The sequence below is a fragment of the Ignavigranum ruoffiae genome, from assembly GCF_023195815.2.
GTDB lineage: Bacteria > Bacillota > Bacilli > Lactobacillales > Aerococcaceae > Ignavigranum > Ignavigranum ruoffiae.
The window spans coordinates 1,849,099-1,866,256 of the sequence record NZ_CP096206.2 but is presented as its reverse complement, the minus strand read 5'-3'; the positions used below and the strand labels follow the sequence as shown (position 1 = coordinate 1,866,256).

Annotated in this window: 14 protein-coding genes and 1 riboswitch; of the genes, 10 read left to right on the top strand and 4 right to left on the bottom strand. The window is 38.8% G+C overall.

All coding sequences use genetic code 11. From position 1 onward, the window contains the following. Positions 1-39: 39 nt before the first annotated feature. The 8 genes from M0R79_RS08790 (at position 40) to M0R79_RS08755 (ending at position 11,335) form a co-directional block, all read left to right on the top strand. Entirely contained in the window at positions 40-3,024 is a 2,985-nt protein-coding gene (locus M0R79_RS08790; RefSeq protein ID WP_092570788.1) for a tetratricopeptide repeat protein, read from the top strand. Positions 3,025-3,848: 824 nt separating this feature from the next. Then, positions 3,849-4,748: a glutamate formimidoyltransferase gene (ftcD, locus tag M0R79_RS08785; RefSeq protein ID WP_092570786.1), complete on the top strand. Its 900-nt coding sequence runs from the start codon at positions 3,849-3,851 to the stop codon at positions 4,746-4,748. 13 nt (positions 4,749-4,761) lie between these two features. Beyond that, a complete protein-coding gene (locus M0R79_RS08780; protein ID WP_092570784.1) occupies positions 4,762-5,388 on the top strand; it encodes a cyclodeaminase/cyclohydrolase family protein in 627 nt (208 codons plus the stop codon). Positions 5,389-5,428: 40 nt separating this feature from the next. Beyond that, positions 5,429-7,102 carry a formate--tetrahydrofolate ligase gene (locus M0R79_RS08775; RefSeq protein WP_248417031.1) on the top strand — a complete coding sequence of 558 codons (1,674 nt, stop codon included), beginning with the start codon at positions 5,429-5,431 and terminating at the stop codon, positions 7,100-7,102. Then, positions 7,071-7,709 (top strand): HutD/Ves family protein, encoded by a 639-nt coding sequence (locus tag M0R79_RS08770; protein ID WP_248417032.1) that lies wholly within the window; start codon positions 7,071-7,073, stop codon positions 7,707-7,709. Before M0R79_RS08775 ends, M0R79_RS08770 begins: the two co-directional genes overlap by 32 nt. 21 nt (positions 7,710-7,730) lie before the next feature. Then, a complete protein-coding gene (locus tag M0R79_RS08765) occupies positions 7,731-9,074 on the top strand; it encodes an APC family permease (RefSeq protein ID WP_248417033.1) in 1,344 nt (447 codons plus the stop codon). Between the two features lie 36 nt (positions 9,075-9,110). Next, on the top strand, positions 9,111-10,640 hold the full coding sequence (gene hutH, locus M0R79_RS08760) for a histidine ammonia-lyase (RefSeq protein WP_248417034.1): 1,530 nt from the start codon (positions 9,111-9,113) through the stop codon (positions 10,638-10,640). 12 nt (positions 10,641-10,652) lie between these two features. Beyond that, a riboswitch (THF riboswitch) is annotated at positions 10,653-10,741 on the top strand. Between the two features lie 42 nt (positions 10,742-10,783). Further along, complete coding sequence (locus M0R79_RS08755) at positions 10,784-11,335, top strand: folate family ECF transporter S component (protein ID WP_248417035.1); 552 nt, start codon at positions 10,784-10,786, stop codon at positions 11,333-11,335. A gap of 291 nt (positions 11,336-11,626) precedes the next feature. Here M0R79_RS08755 and M0R79_RS08750 read toward each other — a convergent pair whose 3' ends face one another. After that, positions 11,627-12,808, bottom strand: a complete 1,182-nt coding sequence (locus tag M0R79_RS08750; protein WP_092570772.1) for a coenzyme F420-0:L-glutamate ligase — start codon at positions 12,806-12,808, stop codon at positions 11,627-11,629. Between the two features lie 267 nt (positions 12,809-13,075). Between M0R79_RS08750 and M0R79_RS08745 the strand changes: the two genes are divergently transcribed. After that, positions 13,076-14,392, top strand: a complete 1,317-nt coding sequence (locus tag M0R79_RS08745; RefSeq protein ID WP_248417036.1) for a LysM peptidoglycan-binding domain-containing protein — start codon at positions 13,076-13,078, stop codon at positions 14,390-14,392. Between the two features lie 111 nt (positions 14,393-14,503). Further along, positions 14,504-14,827, top strand: coding sequence for a helix-turn-helix domain-containing protein (locus tag M0R79_RS08740; RefSeq protein WP_092570768.1), 324 nt, complete (start codon positions 14,504-14,506; stop codon positions 14,825-14,827). Positions 14,828-14,981: 154 nt separating this feature from the next. On the opposite strand, the gene M0R79_RS08735 is transcribed toward M0R79_RS08740, so the two are convergent. From M0R79_RS08735 to M0R79_RS08725, 3 genes are all read right to left on the bottom strand, one after another. Then, on the bottom strand, positions 14,982-15,653 hold the full coding sequence (locus tag M0R79_RS08735; protein ID WP_092570766.1) for a hypothetical protein: 672 nt from the start codon (positions 15,651-15,653) through the stop codon (positions 14,982-14,984). 20 nt (positions 15,654-15,673) lie between these two features. Continuing rightward, a complete protein-coding gene (locus tag M0R79_RS08730; protein ID WP_092570764.1) occupies positions 15,674-16,678 on the bottom strand; it encodes an ornithine cyclodeaminase family protein in 1,005 nt (334 codons plus the stop codon). A gap of 148 nt (positions 16,679-16,826) precedes the next feature. Further along, positions 16,827-17,045: a hypothetical protein gene (locus M0R79_RS08725; RefSeq protein WP_092570762.1), complete on the bottom strand. Its 219-nt coding sequence runs from the start codon at positions 17,043-17,045 to the stop codon at positions 16,827-16,829. Positions 17,046-17,158 lie beyond the last annotated feature (113 nt).

Here is a 17,158-nt window from a genome sequence, read left to right as displayed (position 1 = left end):
AACTAAAGTGAATTATATGAAGAGGAGGAGGTTATCCCTGTGACACTAAAAGTGAGATTATTGGGCAGTCCGTCCATCCGCAAAAATGGGCAAGAGATTCTATTCCCTTTTGCCAAGATTAATGCTTTATTCTATTATCTTCTAGTGAATAAGTCGGTCAGCCGGGATGAAATAGCTAGTATGCTGTGGCCGGACAAGTCTGAAGCTAACGCCAAGAAGAACTTGAGAAATACAATCTATCAAACCAATAAAAGTTTGGGCGAAGAATATATTATTTCCTTGTCAAATCAAGTATTGAGTTTGAATCCTGACTTACCGATCGATTTAGATATTGATAAAATTGCTGACAAAAACCAAGATTTGGATACGCTTTATCAAGGTGATTTCTTAAAAGGCTTCTACTTAAAGGATTGTGAATCCTACGAGTTATGGATGAACAAAATGCGTACTTATTATGAAAAGAAATTCACCGATCAATTATATATCACCATCGATCAGCATTTAGATAGTGAAAATATGGAACTCGTCGAAAAAGATATTCGCCGATTAATCGCCATTGATGAATTTAATGAACGGAACTATATTCTGTTAATGAATTATTATTTCCAAGCGGGCTTATATAGTAAGATTATCGAAGAATATCTGACCTTAACAGACTTATTTAAAAGGGAACTGGGAATATTACCTACGCAGGAAATTACCGAGATTTATCAACAGACCTTGAAGAAAGTTCATACCAAAAATCAGGTCGAAACCAATCCTTTGCCCCACTATTACTTCTCTCGGAGTGAAGAGATTGCCTTGTTTGAGTTAAGTTTAGCTTCTTATTTAGAAGAAGGCAGTCCTAAAGGCATTATTATTGAAGGTGAGACGGGGAATGGGAAGACGGAATTTGTCAATCGTTTAATTAATATGAATCAGCAATCAATTAATTTCTTAACGATAGAATGTCAGGCGACACTTCATAAAGAAGAAGCTTATGTTTGGGATCAGTGGATCAACCAATTGACGAAGTACCTTGATTTCCCTAATAAGATGTCTAGCAAAATGTTGAAATATCATCAGCTTGTCGATAAATATGATCGCATCTCTTTCTCTTTACTAGAGCAGATTGCCGAACAACTTCTTCCTTTATTAGAAGATGAACAATGGGTCGTTTTTATCGACCAATTTGAGTTTATCGATGAAAAATCGCTCAACATGTTTTACTACCTTATTTTAAGTCAACAACTGCCTATCTTTTTCGTCTTTGCGGGGAACGGTCAATGGTCTTACCATACCCAGCAAGTCTTGAATGATTTGCGGATGCAAGAATATCTTAAACTCATTCATCTAAATCCGCTGAACTATGAGGAAACAGAGAATCTAGCTAAGACCATACTGGGCAGCAACACAACACTGAGTGAGAAAGATATCCGAAATATATATGACTTTAGTCAAGGAAATTTATTAGCGACCATTGAATTGCTGTCACGTTTCCAACAGGGTAAGTATGAGATTGTCTTAACCGATAAAATGGTTGAAAGTATTGAGAAACAATATAGTCTATTAACCGCTAGTGGGATGGAAATCTTAGAAACGCTATCCTATTTCAAGAGCTATGTGCCCATTCAAATTCTATCAACCTTAATTGGACTATCGGTGATTCAACTAAAGAAAGAACTGGTCGATTTATTCCGGAGGAATTTAATCGAAGAAGACAAATCCGAGAACTCTCAAGGAGTCCGCATTAAAAACCGACGACTGCAAGAATATTGTTACAACAAACAAAGCCAAGCCGTCAAACAATTAATGCATAAGCAAATTGCTGAAAACCTTAAACTTCAACAAGGACTTCAAAGTGATAATTTACAGTTACTCGCTGAAATAGCTTATCACTATTACCGAGCTAGTCAGAAATCGCAAGCCCTCAGCTACAAATTATCTTATCTACAAAGTATTTTGAGATTTCAGCATGAATTGTTCCCAGTTTACAGTCAAGATCTTTATCAAAATCAGATTGTGTCGATGTCACCAGAGGAAATTCATCAATTCTTCGAGAATACACGGAGCGAATTAGCTCAGCTAAGTGAACAATCAGGGCTCGATGATAATTACCTTCGCTTAGAATTAAAATTCCTTTATATAGAAGGACGCTACTATATTCGACTAGGTCAATATGACCGTGGTATAGATAATATTCTCAGAGTTATTGTCAAAGCCAAAGATGTGGGTGATTCTGCCTACTTGTTGAAAGCTTATTTACAAATGATTTACTTCTGTATTCAAACGAATAGTTCTGAAGATATGATTCAATATGTCCGTCTAGCCTTGGATTTAGCAATTAGTAGCAATAATTATGAAGCGATTGGGATCCTTCTCCGCCTCAAAGGCCTTTATTATTTGATGATTGGTCACTACGAACGAGCGCAGAAATATATCCATGAATCGATTACTAATTTGACCCTTTCACGGAGTTTAACCGATAAGTACGCGATTAATATTGCGGCAGCTTATAATTACTTGGCTGAGATTGAGCGCATAAATGGACAATATGAAGATGCTTTAAGATTACAAAAACGAGCCCTAGCTTTTGGCGAAGGTAAAAATCAAATGACCAGTTTAGTGGTCTTCTATATTGATTTAGGCATTATTTATTTTGCCATGGGCGATTATGAACTGGCTGAGGAATACTTGTTAAAAGCGGCCCAGCATTCAGAATCCATTCATTTTATTTGGAAGCGACCCCAAATGTTGGCCTACCTTGCCACAACTTATATGGCGATGAATAAGGATCAGAAAGCGAATGAATACCTACAAAAATGTGAGTTAGAAGTCGCCATGGCAGATAAGGCCAATGACCGGGATATAGGAATCCTAAATTGGGCCAAGGTAATGATCTTAGATCAACTCGAACAAAGCGATCGATTAAGTCATTATGATCAGAATATCTTGAATCCGCTGAATTATTATGATTATAAGTCCCTAACATATAACCATCTCAGTCCATTCCGTGATGTAGATGAGTTAAATCAAATCAAGTAAGCCAAGACGAATAGAATAGCCCAGTGACTGAATCAATAAAGTCTTTAAGCGCTCATTCTAACCGAATAGTTACCTGGCAAAGATTGGCCAAAAGTCGTTCTATTTGTAAAGATAAACGACTAAGCGAGTAGTAAGCAGCTATGGCGATTTGCTTGGGTAGGTATTCGGTTTTCTTCTGTTTAAACTGACCTAGAGGTCGATGGAAGAGCTGGGGTAAGTCAATTTGAAAGAATAGACTCAGTGACAACGAAACAAATAAATAATGTGGGAATGACAAATTTTAAATGTCGTTTAAAATATTACTGAAAATCCTTCCGTAAAAAGCTGAGAAAGACAATAAAAATCATCAAGAATTAAGATTAAAAAACGATAATATTTTAATTAAAATCATTATATTTTAGTGAGATATTAAGATAATATTCGTCAAACGCTGTGTTTGAGAATAAATTAAAAGAAAATGAACAGGCAAAGCGAATAGAATTACCAGGTTAAAATGAGAATAAAATAAAAATATGCTGAATATAGGCGCAAAATTTATACAAAAAAAATAACTGAAAGCGATTCAATGGAAAGTTGTCAAAAAATAGTCAAATAAAAAGTGACTTTCACATTAGACGAAAAAAAACTCTAGAAATATTAAAAATTTTTTTATAATAATAATAAATCTATATATAAATATTATAGATTTGACACAGATTGATGGACTTGATAAATTAAGCATGTGAGAACGCTGTCATAATTTATGTGATGAAACACAGTCATTTCATATCATAAGTTGTGATCGTAATCGCCAAATTCTTAGGAATAATTTAGGAGGAATCGAAATGGCAAAGTTAATCGAATGTATTCCAAATTTTAGTGAAGGTAAAGACGAAAAGATCATCAATGGTTTAGTTGAAGTGGCTAAAAGTGTACCAGGCGTGACCTTATTAGACTACTCTTCAGATACAAGTCACAACCGTAGTGTATTTACTCTCGTAGGAGATGTTGATGGTATTCAAGAAGTTGCTTTCCAATTAGTTAAATTTGCAAGCGAAAACATCGACATGACCAAACATCAAGGGGAACACCCGCGGATGGGAGCTACCGACGTTGTTCCTTTCGTTCCAGTAAAAGATATCGATGTAGCTGAAACAGTTGAAATTTCTAAAAAAGTTGCAGAACGTATTGCCAACGAACTTAACATTCCTATTTTCTTATATGAAGACTCTGCTAGCACCCCTGCTCGTAAGAACTTAGCCAAAGTTAGAAAAGGTCAATTTGAAGGAATGCCTGAAAAATTATTGCAAGAAGAATGGGCACCAGATTACGGTGAACGTAAGATCCATCCAACAGCTGGGGTTACTGCTGTAGGTGTACGTATGCCTTTAGTTGCATTCAACGTAAACTTAGATACTGACAACATTGAAATCGCCAATAAGATTGCTCGTATCGTTCGAGGTTCTTCAGGTGGTTATAAATATTGTAAAGGTATCGGCGTTATGCTAGAAGATCGTAATGTTGCTCAAGTCTCCATGAATATGGTTAACTTCGAAAAGACTCCACTATACCGTGTCATGGAAACTATCCGCTTCGAAGCTGCACGCTATGGTGTAAACATTATCGGTTCTGAAGTGATTGGTTTAACTCCAGCCAAAGCTTTAATTGACTGTGCGGAATACTACTTACAAGTTGAAGAATTTGACTATGACAAACAAGTGTTAGAAAACCACTTATTAAATTAAGGAGGACCAATCGATGGGATTAGTTGACTTAAAAGTTTCTGAATTTGTCGAAGTTTTAGGTTCAGATGAACCAGCTCCTGGCGGTGGATCTGCTTCTGCCTTAGCAGGATCAATGGGCATTGCTTTAACCAAAATGGTCACTGAATTGACTTTAGGTAAGAAAAAATACGCGGATTTCCAAGATGAAATTCAAAAAATTCATGATCAATCTGTAGAATTACAAGATAAATTAGTTAAAGCGATTGATAAAGATACTGAAGCCTTTAATGAAGTTGCTGCTGTCTTTGAAATGCCAAAAGAAACCGATGAAGACAAAGCAAAACGCCGCGAAGCCATGCAAAAAGCTTTAAAAGTTGCCGCTACAACACCATTAGAAGTGATGGAATTAATGGTAGAATCCTTACGCGTCACTTCTGCAGCTGTAGGTAAGTCAAATACGAATGCTGCCAGTGACCTAGGTGTGGCTGCCTTAAACTTGAAATCTGGCTTACAAGGTGCTTGGTTAAACGTATTAATCAATATTAGCGGAATCAAAGATCAAGAATTTGTCAATGATTTCAAAGCTAAAGGCGAAACAATCCTTAACGAAGGTACGCGTCTAGCTGACACAATTTATACTCAAATTTTAGCTCAAATGTAAATCAGTAACATTTCTATACTAAATAAAGGAGTTTTGGAGAATGCCACAATTAACAGATATTGAAATTGCAAAACAAAGCCAAATGAAACCTATTACCGAAGTGGCTCAAGCTATCGGTATTGAAGAAGATGACTTAGAACTTTATGGAAAATATAAGGCAAAAGTAGCCATCGACCCACAAGAATTAGAAGCCAAAGAAGATGGAAAATTAATCCTAGTTACCGCAATTACCCCAACCCCTGCCGGTGAAGGTAAAACAACCACTTCTGTTGGTTTAGTCGATGGACTTAGCAAAATTGGTAAAAAAGCAGCAATTGCCCTACGCGAACCTTCTTTAGGCCCAGTATTTGGGGTAAAAGGTGGAGCTGCTGGTGGTGGCCATGCTCAAGTAGTACCAATGGAAGATATTAACCTTCATTTCACTGGTGACTTTCATGCCATCGGTGCTGCTAACAACTTATTAGCTGCCTTGATTGACAACCATATTCACCACGGTAATCAATTAGGTATCGACTCACGTAATATCACTTGGAAACGTGTAGTTGACATGAATGACCGTCAACTTCGTCACATTGTCAATGGTCTTCAAGGCCGTACCAATGGTGTGCCAAGAGAAGATGGTTATGATATTACAGTCGCTTCAGAAATTATGGCTGTATTGTGTTTAGCGAACGATATCACTGACCTTAAAGAAAAATTAGGCAAGATGATCATTGGTTATTCATTTGACAAGAAACCTATCACAGCTCATGACTTAAAAGCTGAAGGTGCTTTGACTGCCTTATTAAAAGATGCAATTCGTCCAAATATTGTTCAAACCTTAGAACATTCACCAGCCTTTATCCACGGTGGACCATTCGCAAATATTGCTCATGGATGTAACTCAGTCATTGCTACAAAATTAGCCTTAAAACATGCTGACTATGTGGTTACTGAAGGTGGATTCGGTGCCGACCTAGGAGCTGAAAAATTCATTGACATTAAATGTCGCCTATCAGGTTTGAAACCTTCAGCAGTGGTATTGGTTGCCACGATTCGTGCGTTGAAGATGCATGGTGGGGTAGATAAGAAAGAATTAGGCCCTGAAAATGTGGATGCAGTTATCAAAGGACTTCCTAACTTAGATCGCCATATCAAGAACGTTCAAGAAGTGTATGGTTTACCAGTAGTGGTTGCCATTAATAAATTCCCGCTAGATACCGAAGCTGAATTGAAAGCAGTCGAAGAAGCCTGTGAAAAACGTGGGGTAGAAGTGGTTCTATCTGACGTATGGGCTAATGGTGGTGAAGGTGGTAAAGACTTAGCTGAGAAAGTGGTTGAGCTTGCTGAACAAGAAAATAACTTCCAATTCGTCTACGATGAAGAAGATAGCATTCAAGAAAAACTTGATAAGATTGTTCAAAAAGTTTATGGCGGAAATAAAGCTGTCTTGATTGGTAAAGCTAAACGTCAAATGCGTGAATTAACTGAACTAGGTTTCGGTAATTATCCAATCTGTATGGCTAAGACCCAATATTCATTCTCTGATGATCCTAAGCAAGTGGGTGCACCAACTGATTTCAATATTGAAATCAAGAACTTGAAAGTTTCTGCTGGGGCAGGATTTATCGTTGCCTTAACCGGTGATGTTATGACCATGCCTGGTTTACCAAAAGTCCCTGCATCTGAAAAAATTGATGTTGATGCAGAAGGAAACATCAGCGGATTATTCTAAGCCTATGGAAACAAAAAAGATAACAAGCAATGATTATCTTGTATCGCAATGGTCCGGCGGATTAACAACTCAGTTGTTAATCGCGCCGCCGGATGCGGTATATCAACCGGGGAATTTCGATTATCGTATTTCTTCGGCGACCATTGAAATTGAAGAATCGGATTTTACTCCCTTACCTGGTTATCAACGCATTATTCTACCTTTGCAAGGTAAGTTATTGTTAACGAATCATACAAGCGGAGAAGAAGTAGAACTAGATCAATTTCAAACCTATGCATTTAGTGGCTCAGATAAAATAAGTAGCCACCAACCATGTACTGATTTTAATATTATTTATAAAGAATCCTTGAAGAGTGATCTGATCAAGATTACTATACAATCCCCTAATATTGAAATTGAAAGTAACAATGATTATTACTTACATGCTGTCGAGAATATCTCATTCTCTATGCGGGTCAATCATGAGGAAGAGAGGTGGACACTAGCACAAGGACAAGGATTATGGATTCGTCAAAGCTTGACAAATGAAAGCGCTACATTGATTTTTGACGCACAAGACTCTCAGAATGCACTTATAGCTTTATTAGCAAAAATTGAATATAAATAACAAACGTTAGGAGGAAATAATATGGAAAAAGATGTTAACCTAGTGGAGGTTAGTGAGGAAGCCAAATTCTCCTTCCCCCAGGCGATTCTTTACGGAATTAATGCGGTTATTGGTTCTGGTATTTTCTTAATCCAAACGGGTCTATATAAAGACCTAGGGCCAGCTTCTCTAGTAGCCATGGCTGGTGTAATGGTTCTTGTATTCTTATTAGCTTTATGTTTTGCTGAAGTTTCTGGTTACTTTGATAAAAATGGGGGAGCTTATCAATATTCTAAGGCTGCCTTTGGTGATTTTGTCGGATTTAACGTAGGTATTTTAGGTTGGTTCGTAACCACTGTAGCCTGGTCAGCCATGGCTGCGGGTCTATCTCGTTTAATTTCAATTCAAATCCCAAGCTTAGCACCTCATCAAACTATCTTAAGTGTGGTTATCATCATTCTATTATCATTGATGAACGTCGCTGGGATTAAAACTTCTAAGATATTTACGGTAGTAGCCACTGTCGCTAAATTAGTGCCAATTGTGGCCTTCTCATTCATGACTTTCTTCTTCATTAAACATGGTGTGGATCAAGGTCACTTTACTCCATTCTTACAACTTAACCCAGACATGACTTTAGGTAAAGCTCTTTCTGCTACCGCGGTTACCGTGTTCTATGCCTTCATTGGTTTTGAAACTTTACCAATTATTGCCGGGGAAATGCGTGATGCTAAGAAGAACGTACCTAGAGCGATTATTTCATCAATTTCAATCGTATCATTATTCTACATCATTATTACTACCGGAGTTATCGCTATGTTAGGTCAACGTATTCTAGCTACAGATGCTCCAGTACAAGATGCCTTTAGAGAGATGGTTGGACCAATCGGCTTCTCCATTATCAACATTGGTGCAATTATTTCAGTTGCTGGTTTGAACATGGGTGAATCTATTATGATTCCTCGTTTCGGTGCAGCGATTGCTGAAGAAGGTCAATTACCAGCGGTGATTGCTCAACAAAATGATAAAGGGGCACCAATCGTTGCCATCGCCATTTCTTCAATTGTAACCATTGCTTTACTATTCTCAGGATCATTCGAAACCTTAGCGAACCTTTCAGTAGTATTCCGTTTCGGTCAATATATTCCTGCTGCCCTAGCTGTGCCATTCTTACGTAAACGTAAAGATATGCCAAATAAACCAGCTTTCAAAGTTCCTGGCGGACCTTGGTTAATTCCAACCTTAGCCGTTATTGTCAGCTTGGTAATGCTCTTTATGGCTGAAGCTAAGAACGTGGTTTATCTTGTCATTGGGGTAGTTGTTGCCTCTGTCATCTATTTCTTATTAAATTTAAATAAATCAAAAAATACGTCCAAAGCCCAATAATTTATTATAGTAACAAAACAATAGGAGGAATTTTTAATGGTAAAATTAGACGGAAAAAGTTTAACGCTTGAACAAGTCGTAGAAGTTGCGCGCCAAGGTGCTAAGGTCGAATTAGACCAAACAGCCATCGAAGCAGTTAACAATTCTCGTAAAATTGTTGACGAAATCGTTGAAAGCAAACGGGTAGTTTACGGAGTAAATACTGGATTCGGTTCTCTTTGCCGAGTAAGTATTTCAGCTGAAGACACAGCTCAACTTCAAGAAAACTTAATTCGGACTCACGCAACTGGTTTTGGTGAACCATTTAAGAAAGATGTTGTTCGTGCGATCATCTTAATCCGGATCAACTCTCTATTAAAAGGTAACTCAGGTATTCGTTTAAGTACGGTTGAAGCTTTGATCAACATGTTAAATGCTGATGTTATTCCACATATCCCTGAAAAAGGATCTCTAGGTGCTTCAGGGGACTTAGCTCCATTGGCTCATATGGTATTACCTTTACTTGGTTTAGGTAAAGCTTATTATGAAGGCGAATTAATGTCTGGTCGCGAAGCTATGGAAAAAGCGGGTCAAGAAATCATCACTTTAGGTGCTAAAGAAGGACTTGCTTTAATCAATGGTACAACCGTATTAACCGCTGTAGGTGCGTTAGCAACTTACGATGCCATCGAATTGTTGAAATTAAATGACGTCGCTGGTGCTTTATCTCTTGAAGTTCACAATGGTATCCATGATGCTTTCAAAGAAGGCTTACATACCATCCGTCCTCACGCTGGTCAATTAGCAACTGCTAAAAACATGCGTACTTTGATTGAAGGCAGCCAACATACTCGCCCTCAAACACCAGAACACGTACAAGATGCTTATACTTTACGTTGTATCCCTCAAATTCATGGAGCAAGTAAAGACTCAGTAGCCTACGTTAAAGAAAAAGTTGAAATTGAAATTAATGCCGTTACTGACAACCCAATCATTACTCATGATGGTGACGTTATTTCAGGTGGTAACTTCCACGGTGAACCAATGGCTCAACCATTTGACTTCTTAGGTATTGCCGTAGCTGAAATTGGTAACGTATCAGAACGTCGTGTAGAACGCTTAGTTAACAACCAATTAAGTGGACTCCCTTCATTCTTAGTTAAACACCCTGGTTTGAACTCAGGATTCATGATCACTCAATATGCTTGTGCAGCTTTAGCTTCTGAGAACAAGATCCTTGCTCACCCAGCTTCAGTTGACTCAATTCCTTCATGTGAAAACCAAGAAGACTTTGTTTCTATGGGTACTATCGCTGCTCGTACAGCCGCAGAAATCCTAGAAAACTCTCGTCGTGTTGTGGCTACTGAAATTATGGCTGCATGTCAAGCACTTGACTTGAAAGAACAAACTTCTGGTTTAGGTAAAGGATCTCAAGCTGCTTACGACTTCGTCAGAAAACAAGTTGATTTCATCGAACTTGATAAAGACATCGAAATCTACGACGAACTTAATAAAGTTTCTGCCGTACTTGAAGATGGAAGCTTACTAAAAGCAGTTGAAGAAGCCGTTAGCTTAGACATTCAATAATAAAAAATAATTAGCAGAGTAAGGATTAAGCATTAGCCCTTTGTGATGGAATGTTGCATAAGGGGTGGATGACCATCGTGCTTAATCCTGCATTCGCTGCATAATTAACATGTGGCGTTCTGTTTCAAAGGAGAATTATATTAATGGAGTATAACCGTACCAATCGACTTGGTAAATTAGATCATTTTCGTGCTAGACATTTAACGATTATGGCCCTATTGTTGGCTATGCGTATTCTACTTTCCTTTATTCCAGCTTTTAAAGTAGGTAATATTATTCAAATGGGATTTGGTTTTGTAGGAACTGCCTTTGCTGGAGCTATTTTAGGCCCACTTTATGGAACAGTTTTTGCAGTGCTTTACGATCTCTTGGATATTTTGATTATTCACCCGGGTCCTTTCTTCTTAGGATTCACCCTAAGTGCAGCCCTAGGTGGTTTTCTCTACGCTAAATGTTTCTGGCGACAAGAACCCACATTGTTAAGAATATTTATTTATGTTGCGATTGTCACTGTGTTTATTAATATAGGCTTGAACTCATTGTGGTTAACCATTCTTTATGATAAAGCTTGGGTGGCTTTAATCATGCCTCGGTTAGTCAAAAATGCTGTCAGCCTCATCCTAAACACAGCCATCTTATATCTAGTCTTCAAACAAAAAAGCGTCCAACGCTTTGTTCGCAAATACCAATTTTAGTACTGGGCCAGTTTGAGCGCAGCGAGTTACTGGCCCAGTACCGGGCGAGCCAACGAGCGCGGAACCCTGTGTTGCCAGTTCGAGCGTAGCGAGTTACTGGCCCAGTAGCGGGCAAGCTAGCGAGCGCGGCTCCTTGTGTTGCCAGTTCGAGCGTAGCGAGTTACTGGCCCAGTACCGGGCGAGCCAGCGAGCGCGGAGTGTATCGTTTCGTTTTGGAATATAACGAATAAAATTACGAGTTGTGAGATATTCACAGCTCGTATTTTTATTATTTATTTCAAAAGTTTAATGCTAGTTAGACGCATAATTATCGAAATAACCTTGGACATATACTACTGGAGTCCCCTTGTCGCCTGATCCTGAAGTCAGGTCAGCTAATGAACCTAAAAGGTCAGTGATTCGACGTGGAGTGGTACCGAGGGTTTCGTTTTTCCCAGTTAAATCTTGATCTTTACTATTGATTCGGTCAAGGATCGCTGTCTCCATGGATTGACTATCCATTCCTTTTAATTCTGTATCGGCTAAGTACTTCATTTTCAGTTCGTTTGGGGTGCCAAGTAAGCCGCTAGTATGCGCTGGAGACACTACAGGGTCAGCCAATTCCCAAATCTTACCGACTGGGTCTTTGAAGGCGCCATCTCCGTAAATCATGACTTCAATTTGTTTACCAGAGTATTCGATCAATTTAGCTTGGACCGCTTCTACGAACGGTTGACCATCGCGAGGGAATAATTTCACTTGATCTTCTCCAGCCATGTTACTGCCTAGCAGACCATATTCTGCATTATAACCTGATCCATCAATCGATTCATTTAAGATATCATCGAGGCCATAAATTCGTTCGGCACCGGCATCTTTCAATTCCTGCTTGATTAACTCGCGGGTATGAATCGAACAAACGAGGACATCTTTCGTATAATTAAGGATCGTCTTAGGGTCGTTAGCAAAATGGACTTCACTATTGGGAGCAATTTCTTTATATAGATTGACATAGTCAATTCCAGTGAAGGTATGTTTCACCTCTTGGCCAAATAAGCGACGGTAATCGTCTTCTTCGAGGACACTGGTATATGGATTAATATTAATGCCATAGAGTAGTTTTTCATCCATCAGATGGTTACCGACTTCATCCGAAGGATAGGTTAAGAGGATGTGTAATTTACGACCACTAGCTGCAATCCCTTTTAATAATGTAGAGAAACGATTCCGACTTAAGATAGGAAAGACTACGCCCACTTCATCAGGAAATTTATCAGAAATTTCTTTAGCAATGTGATCAGTATTCACGTAGTTCCCTTGAGCTCGAGCCAATAAGGATTCAGTGACACAGACAACATCCTTATCTCGCATGCGAATTTGCTCAGATTCAGTGGCTTGAATGACAGAGTCTGTTACAATATCCACTAGGTTGTCGCCGGTTTGAATAATCGGAGTGCGAACGCCAAAGCTTAGGGTACCAACATATCTTTTCATCTTTTTACGCCTCTTTCAGGATAAACCAAAAATTTACTTGTTGCTTAACAAGCCTGTTAATTCTAGCATAAATCATTCCTAAGATAAAAGCCAATTTTAATTGATTTTTCTACTTTTTAATGATTAAACATCAGGAATGATGATTGTTACAGGATCGATACAATTCCTTTAAGAAGACAAGAGATTGACCAAACTGTCCATATTCTGTGTTAAACTTGATCCGTGAACAAGGAAAAAACCAAAAAACTAATAAAAAGGTGATTATATATGAAATTTGGAAAAACAATGTGGATGTCAGCATCCTTATTAGCTCTTTCCTCACAAGCAGCGATGGCTACTGCGCAAGATATGTCTTCTTGGCAAGCTCGTACTGTTGATCAAGTCTTAGCTGAATTAGAAGTTGACGAGAACCAACAAGTCACTTACCTAGTTAAAGAAGGTGACACGCTAAGTGTAATCGCTGAAGCGATGCAAATTGAATTACATTATTTAGCTAATATTAATGGGATTGATAACGTTGATTTGATTCTACCTGGAACCAAATTGGTGGCTCAATTCAATCAAGATCAACAAGCTACCAATTTAACGGTAAATACTCCCCAAGGTCAATCTTATCAAATTGATCTTCCAGTTAATTTAACCTCAGACGTAGCGACTGAAGAAGTTTCCACAGATGCAGTGGCTGAAGAAATTTCAGCGCCAGTAGCAGAAGAGGTAGCCGTGGAAGAAACTCCAGCGGAAACGACTAGCTTAATTGGTGGCGACGAACAAACAGAAAGAATGATTCAAGCAGAATCAGTTGAAGCCAGTTCAGAGAATGAAACCTATAGTCCCGCGATGGTAGAAGAATGGGTCGAAGAAAGCCCTGCGACAGAAGAAGCTACGGTGAGCGAAAGCGAACCAGTACTTCTTGAAGAAAATCCTGACGCATTAATTTCAACCCCAGTTGGGCAAGCTGATTCAGAAACCGTGGATTCTAGCTTAACAGATAATACAGCAACAGATTCATCAGCGTTGGATAATGAAATCCCAGTAGAAACGGAGCCAGTTGAAGAAATTTCAGTTCCGGTTGAGACTCCAGTCGAAGAAACAACGACTGTTGAAGTCCCTGTTGAGGAAATTCCTGAATCCGTTCAGGAAGATATTGAAGCAGAAGAGGAAATTCCTGCCGAAGACATTGTTGTTGAAGATCCGGAAGAAGTCGAAGAGATCGTTGATCAACCTAACAGTCCTGATTTTGACCCAATGGCTAACCCAGAAAATGCTGGCCTGCAAGCTAATGTAGCTGCGTATAAAGAAGAAGTTGCTAATAAATTTGGAATTACTTCCTTTAGCTTATACCGTCCAGGCGACGATGGTGACCATGGTGCGGGTAAAGCCGTGGACTTCATGGTTCCCGTTGGTTCTCAACTAGGGGACGATGTAGCAAACTATTCAATCGCTAATATGGCTGAAAAAGGGATTTCGTACGTCATTTGGGAACAACAAATCTATGGCGATTGGAATAACTCTTGGAGTCAAATGGAAGATCGGGGCGGCATTACCGCTAACCATTACGACCATGTCCATGTTTCCTTTAATTAACCATTAAATCATTACTTATTTAGGAGTTGGCTTTGATAAGTCAACTCCTTTTAAAGTAGTATTTTAAAGTTTGCTCGATTATAATAATGAAGAAGAGAATGGAGGAGACTTATGGCTTTAGAAGATAAAGATTTTATTCTGAAAGAAATTAAACAAACTGTACGAAATATGGGGAAAATTCTAGGTCTGGAATCGGTCAAAGATCTGTTAGCGATGGATTCTATGATGCAAGATGTCGAGCCCGCTGAAATTGAAACAGTTTATTACGTCGAATTTATTCATGATGAACAGGAACGCGCCGGTTTAACCGATGCGGTAATGGCTGAACAGATTGGCCTTTCAGACCAGACCTGGCAAGAACTCTATCAAAGCCAACGACCAGCCAATGACGAAGAACTTGAGAAGTTGGCCGAGTGCTTTAAACAATTTCTTTAATTAGAAATCCCTAGGCAAAGGCAAGCTTTTGCATAGACTGCTTGCTCGAAGGCTAAAGTCAAAAATAATACAAAAAGACCTGCTTGACTAATGTGAACGCTAACCTTTGGCGATTACATTAAGCAGGTCTTTTTTCATTTGTTAATAATTTACTTCAAGGATTATACCAGTTGGCCAATACTTTGAAGGGATAGTGATAGTCATCCTCATTCAAAGTTTCAGCTGGGGGGAATTCATAGTCGGCCGGTAGCACATAGCTTTGTAAAAACCTATGCGACTTGGGGTAGAAACCAAGCTCAATAAAGCGTTCATCTTTTAACTGATATTGAATCCCTTGACGGATCGGGTGTTGAAGTTTGGTCTGATAAGTGACTAGGTATTGTGGGACTTTATACTTTTCTTCTTGGAGTTCAAAGAATAGATAGCGATCGCTAAGTCCCTTGAATTCAATGGGCTCGCTGATTATTTCAACTTGATACATGCTTAAGTGTTGGAAATTTTGTCGGTTATTATATTGTTTATAAGCGTTTTGTTCGTTAAACGAGTATGGATAGTCAAAGTAGAATTGCTTATCGATTGAGCGGATGCCAGCATCAATCCAGCTTATTTGTTGGATATCGGCTTGGTAATGGTAATAATTCATAGCTAAGTAGGAAAGGCCAACAAATATGAGTAGGCTAAGGCCTAGTAGGATTCGCCTTATATTCGCTATGCGTCGATAAGGAATGAGGATGCAGAGGATAAAGCACAGAATAACTATTACAATGGCAATCGTTGGTAATTGTTGATAGTAAAATTGCTCCATCCTTAACCAATTTTCAAACATAATGGTGTCCTCTTAAAGTATTAGCCATGGAAATCGAAATGACTACCTAGGTTTTGTTCAAGTGCTTTTTGATAAACTTGGTAAGCTACGGCGACATCCATAGCTCCCGTTCCGATTGGAATACAGATAATAATTTGTTGCTGATCTGGATCAATCGCTTCTTGGCTTTGAGCATGGTCACCGATGGTAGAATCAATAGAAGCTTCATTTAATTTACCTTGGCCATGAAGTTTTTTTAAGGCCCCTCGAGTAAGGGCTTGGTGGACATGGTCGACGATAATTTTATCGGCTTTAAGGATCAGTTCATCTTCAATTTCTTGGAAAGACCCCATAGGGAAGATAATGGTACCAGGTTTGACCGACTCGGTTTTGAATAAGGGTTCTTGAGCAGGTGTTAAGGTAATCAGCACTTCGGCTTGGCAAGCCTGGGCTGGATCCGTGGTCACTTCGATTTCACCTTGAACAAATTCTGCCATGTCTTCTTTAAACTGCTCTGCCGTAGGTCGGCGGTGATTCCAGACATATAGATGGTCGATGGTCATACGGTCAGCAATCGCTTGAATGGTCTTACGAGCTTGCATACCGGCTCCGAAGATGCCGATAGTCACTGATGGTTTGCGTTTAAGGTATTCGATGGCAATCGCCGCTTGCGCTCCCGTGCGCATATTTGATATATAAGAACCTTCCATGACCGAGATGAACGTCCCTAAATGGGGGTTTAGTAGAATAGTTAGCGCGGTAATATAAGGCAAGCCGGCTTGTTTACGCTCTCCTTGAAAACCACCGACCCATTTAATTCCGGCAATATCTTGAAAGCCGACATATGCTGGCATTGCATTCATGAAGCCTTCATACTGGGGTTCATTTCCTGTTTCACCCAAATCTAAACTAACTTTACTAGGGTTGACAATGGAACCATCTGCTAATCCTTGAAAGGTTTGATTAACAATATCATTGATTTCACTTACCGTAATCAAAGATTGAATGGTCGATTCATTAAGTAATAGAGTATCTGCTGGAGTCATATAATCAACCTTCCTTTTATTAATGTTACATTAGAATCATTATAAACAAACTAGAAAATGAATGCAAGAATAAGGATTAAAATGAAGCCAAGGGTTGATCATAAAGATTAGGTAGAAGTCGCTAATCAGTTGTTTATCAATTTATCTATTAAGAATTAGTGCGATGACATTCACCACAACAAAAATGACAGCCGTCGAAATTAGCTTGATAATTTAGATAACTTGCGGCTCGTAAAGCTTGTTCACAATCTTGATAGCGGCCAATCAGTTTGCGATTTTCAATTTTTGGTAAATATTTACAGTCTTGGCTATGGACCACATGGTTGCCATGCTTATCCAAATTTATATTAAAATAATAGACTTTCATCCTCTCCCTCCTTAGAAAAATTATAACATAGACGCCCACATTATTAAATTAAGGTTAAATAATATTAATGATTTGACACCATTTTAAAGGAGATTTCATGGAAGAATCCTCTT

What these genes read in the sequence shown, in the direction of transcription:
- M0R79_RS08755 (WP_248417035.1), top strand. Translation starts at nt 10,784, where the DNA reads ATGGAGTATAACCGTACCAATCGACTTGGTAAATTAGATCATTTTCGT.
- hutH (WP_248417034.1), top strand. Translation starts at nt 9,111, where the DNA reads ATGGTAAAATTAGACGGAAAAAGTTTAACGCTTGAACAAGTCGTAGAA.
- M0R79_RS08730 (WP_092570764.1), bottom strand. Translation starts at nt 16,678, where the DNA reads ATGACTCCAGCAGATACTCTATTACTTAATGAATCGACCATTCAATCT.
- M0R79_RS08740 (WP_092570768.1), top strand. Translation starts at nt 14,504, where the DNA reads ATGGCTTTAGAAGATAAAGATTTTATTCTGAAAGAAATTAAACAAACT.
- M0R79_RS08735 (WP_092570766.1), bottom strand. Translation starts at nt 15,653, where the DNA reads ATGTTTGAAAATTGGTTAAGGATGGAGCAATTTTACTATCAACAATTA.
- M0R79_RS08770 (WP_248417032.1), top strand. Translation starts at nt 7,071, where the DNA reads ATGCAGAAGGAAACATCAGCGGATTATTCTAAGCCTATGGAAACAAAA.
- M0R79_RS08750 (WP_092570772.1), bottom strand. Translation starts at nt 12,808, where the DNA reads ATGAAAAGATATGTTGGTACCCTAAGCTTTGGCGTTCGCACTCCGATT.
- M0R79_RS08780 (WP_092570784.1), top strand. Translation starts at nt 4,762, where the DNA reads ATGGGATTAGTTGACTTAAAAGTTTCTGAATTTGTCGAAGTTTTAGGT.
- ftcD (WP_092570786.1), top strand. Translation starts at nt 3,849, where the DNA reads ATGGCAAAGTTAATCGAATGTATTCCAAATTTTAGTGAAGGTAAAGAC.
- M0R79_RS08765 (WP_248417033.1), top strand. Translation starts at nt 7,731, where the DNA reads ATGGAAAAAGATGTTAACCTAGTGGAGGTTAGTGAGGAAGCCAAATTC.
- M0R79_RS08775 (WP_248417031.1), top strand. Translation starts at nt 5,429, where the DNA reads ATGCCACAATTAACAGATATTGAAATTGCAAAACAAAGCCAAATGAAA.
- M0R79_RS08745 (WP_248417036.1), top strand. Translation starts at nt 13,076, where the DNA reads ATGAAATTTGGAAAAACAATGTGGATGTCAGCATCCTTATTAGCTCTT.
- M0R79_RS08725 (WP_092570762.1), bottom strand. Translation starts at nt 17,045, where the DNA reads ATGAAAGTCTATTATTTTAATATAAATTTGGATAAGCATGGCAACCAT.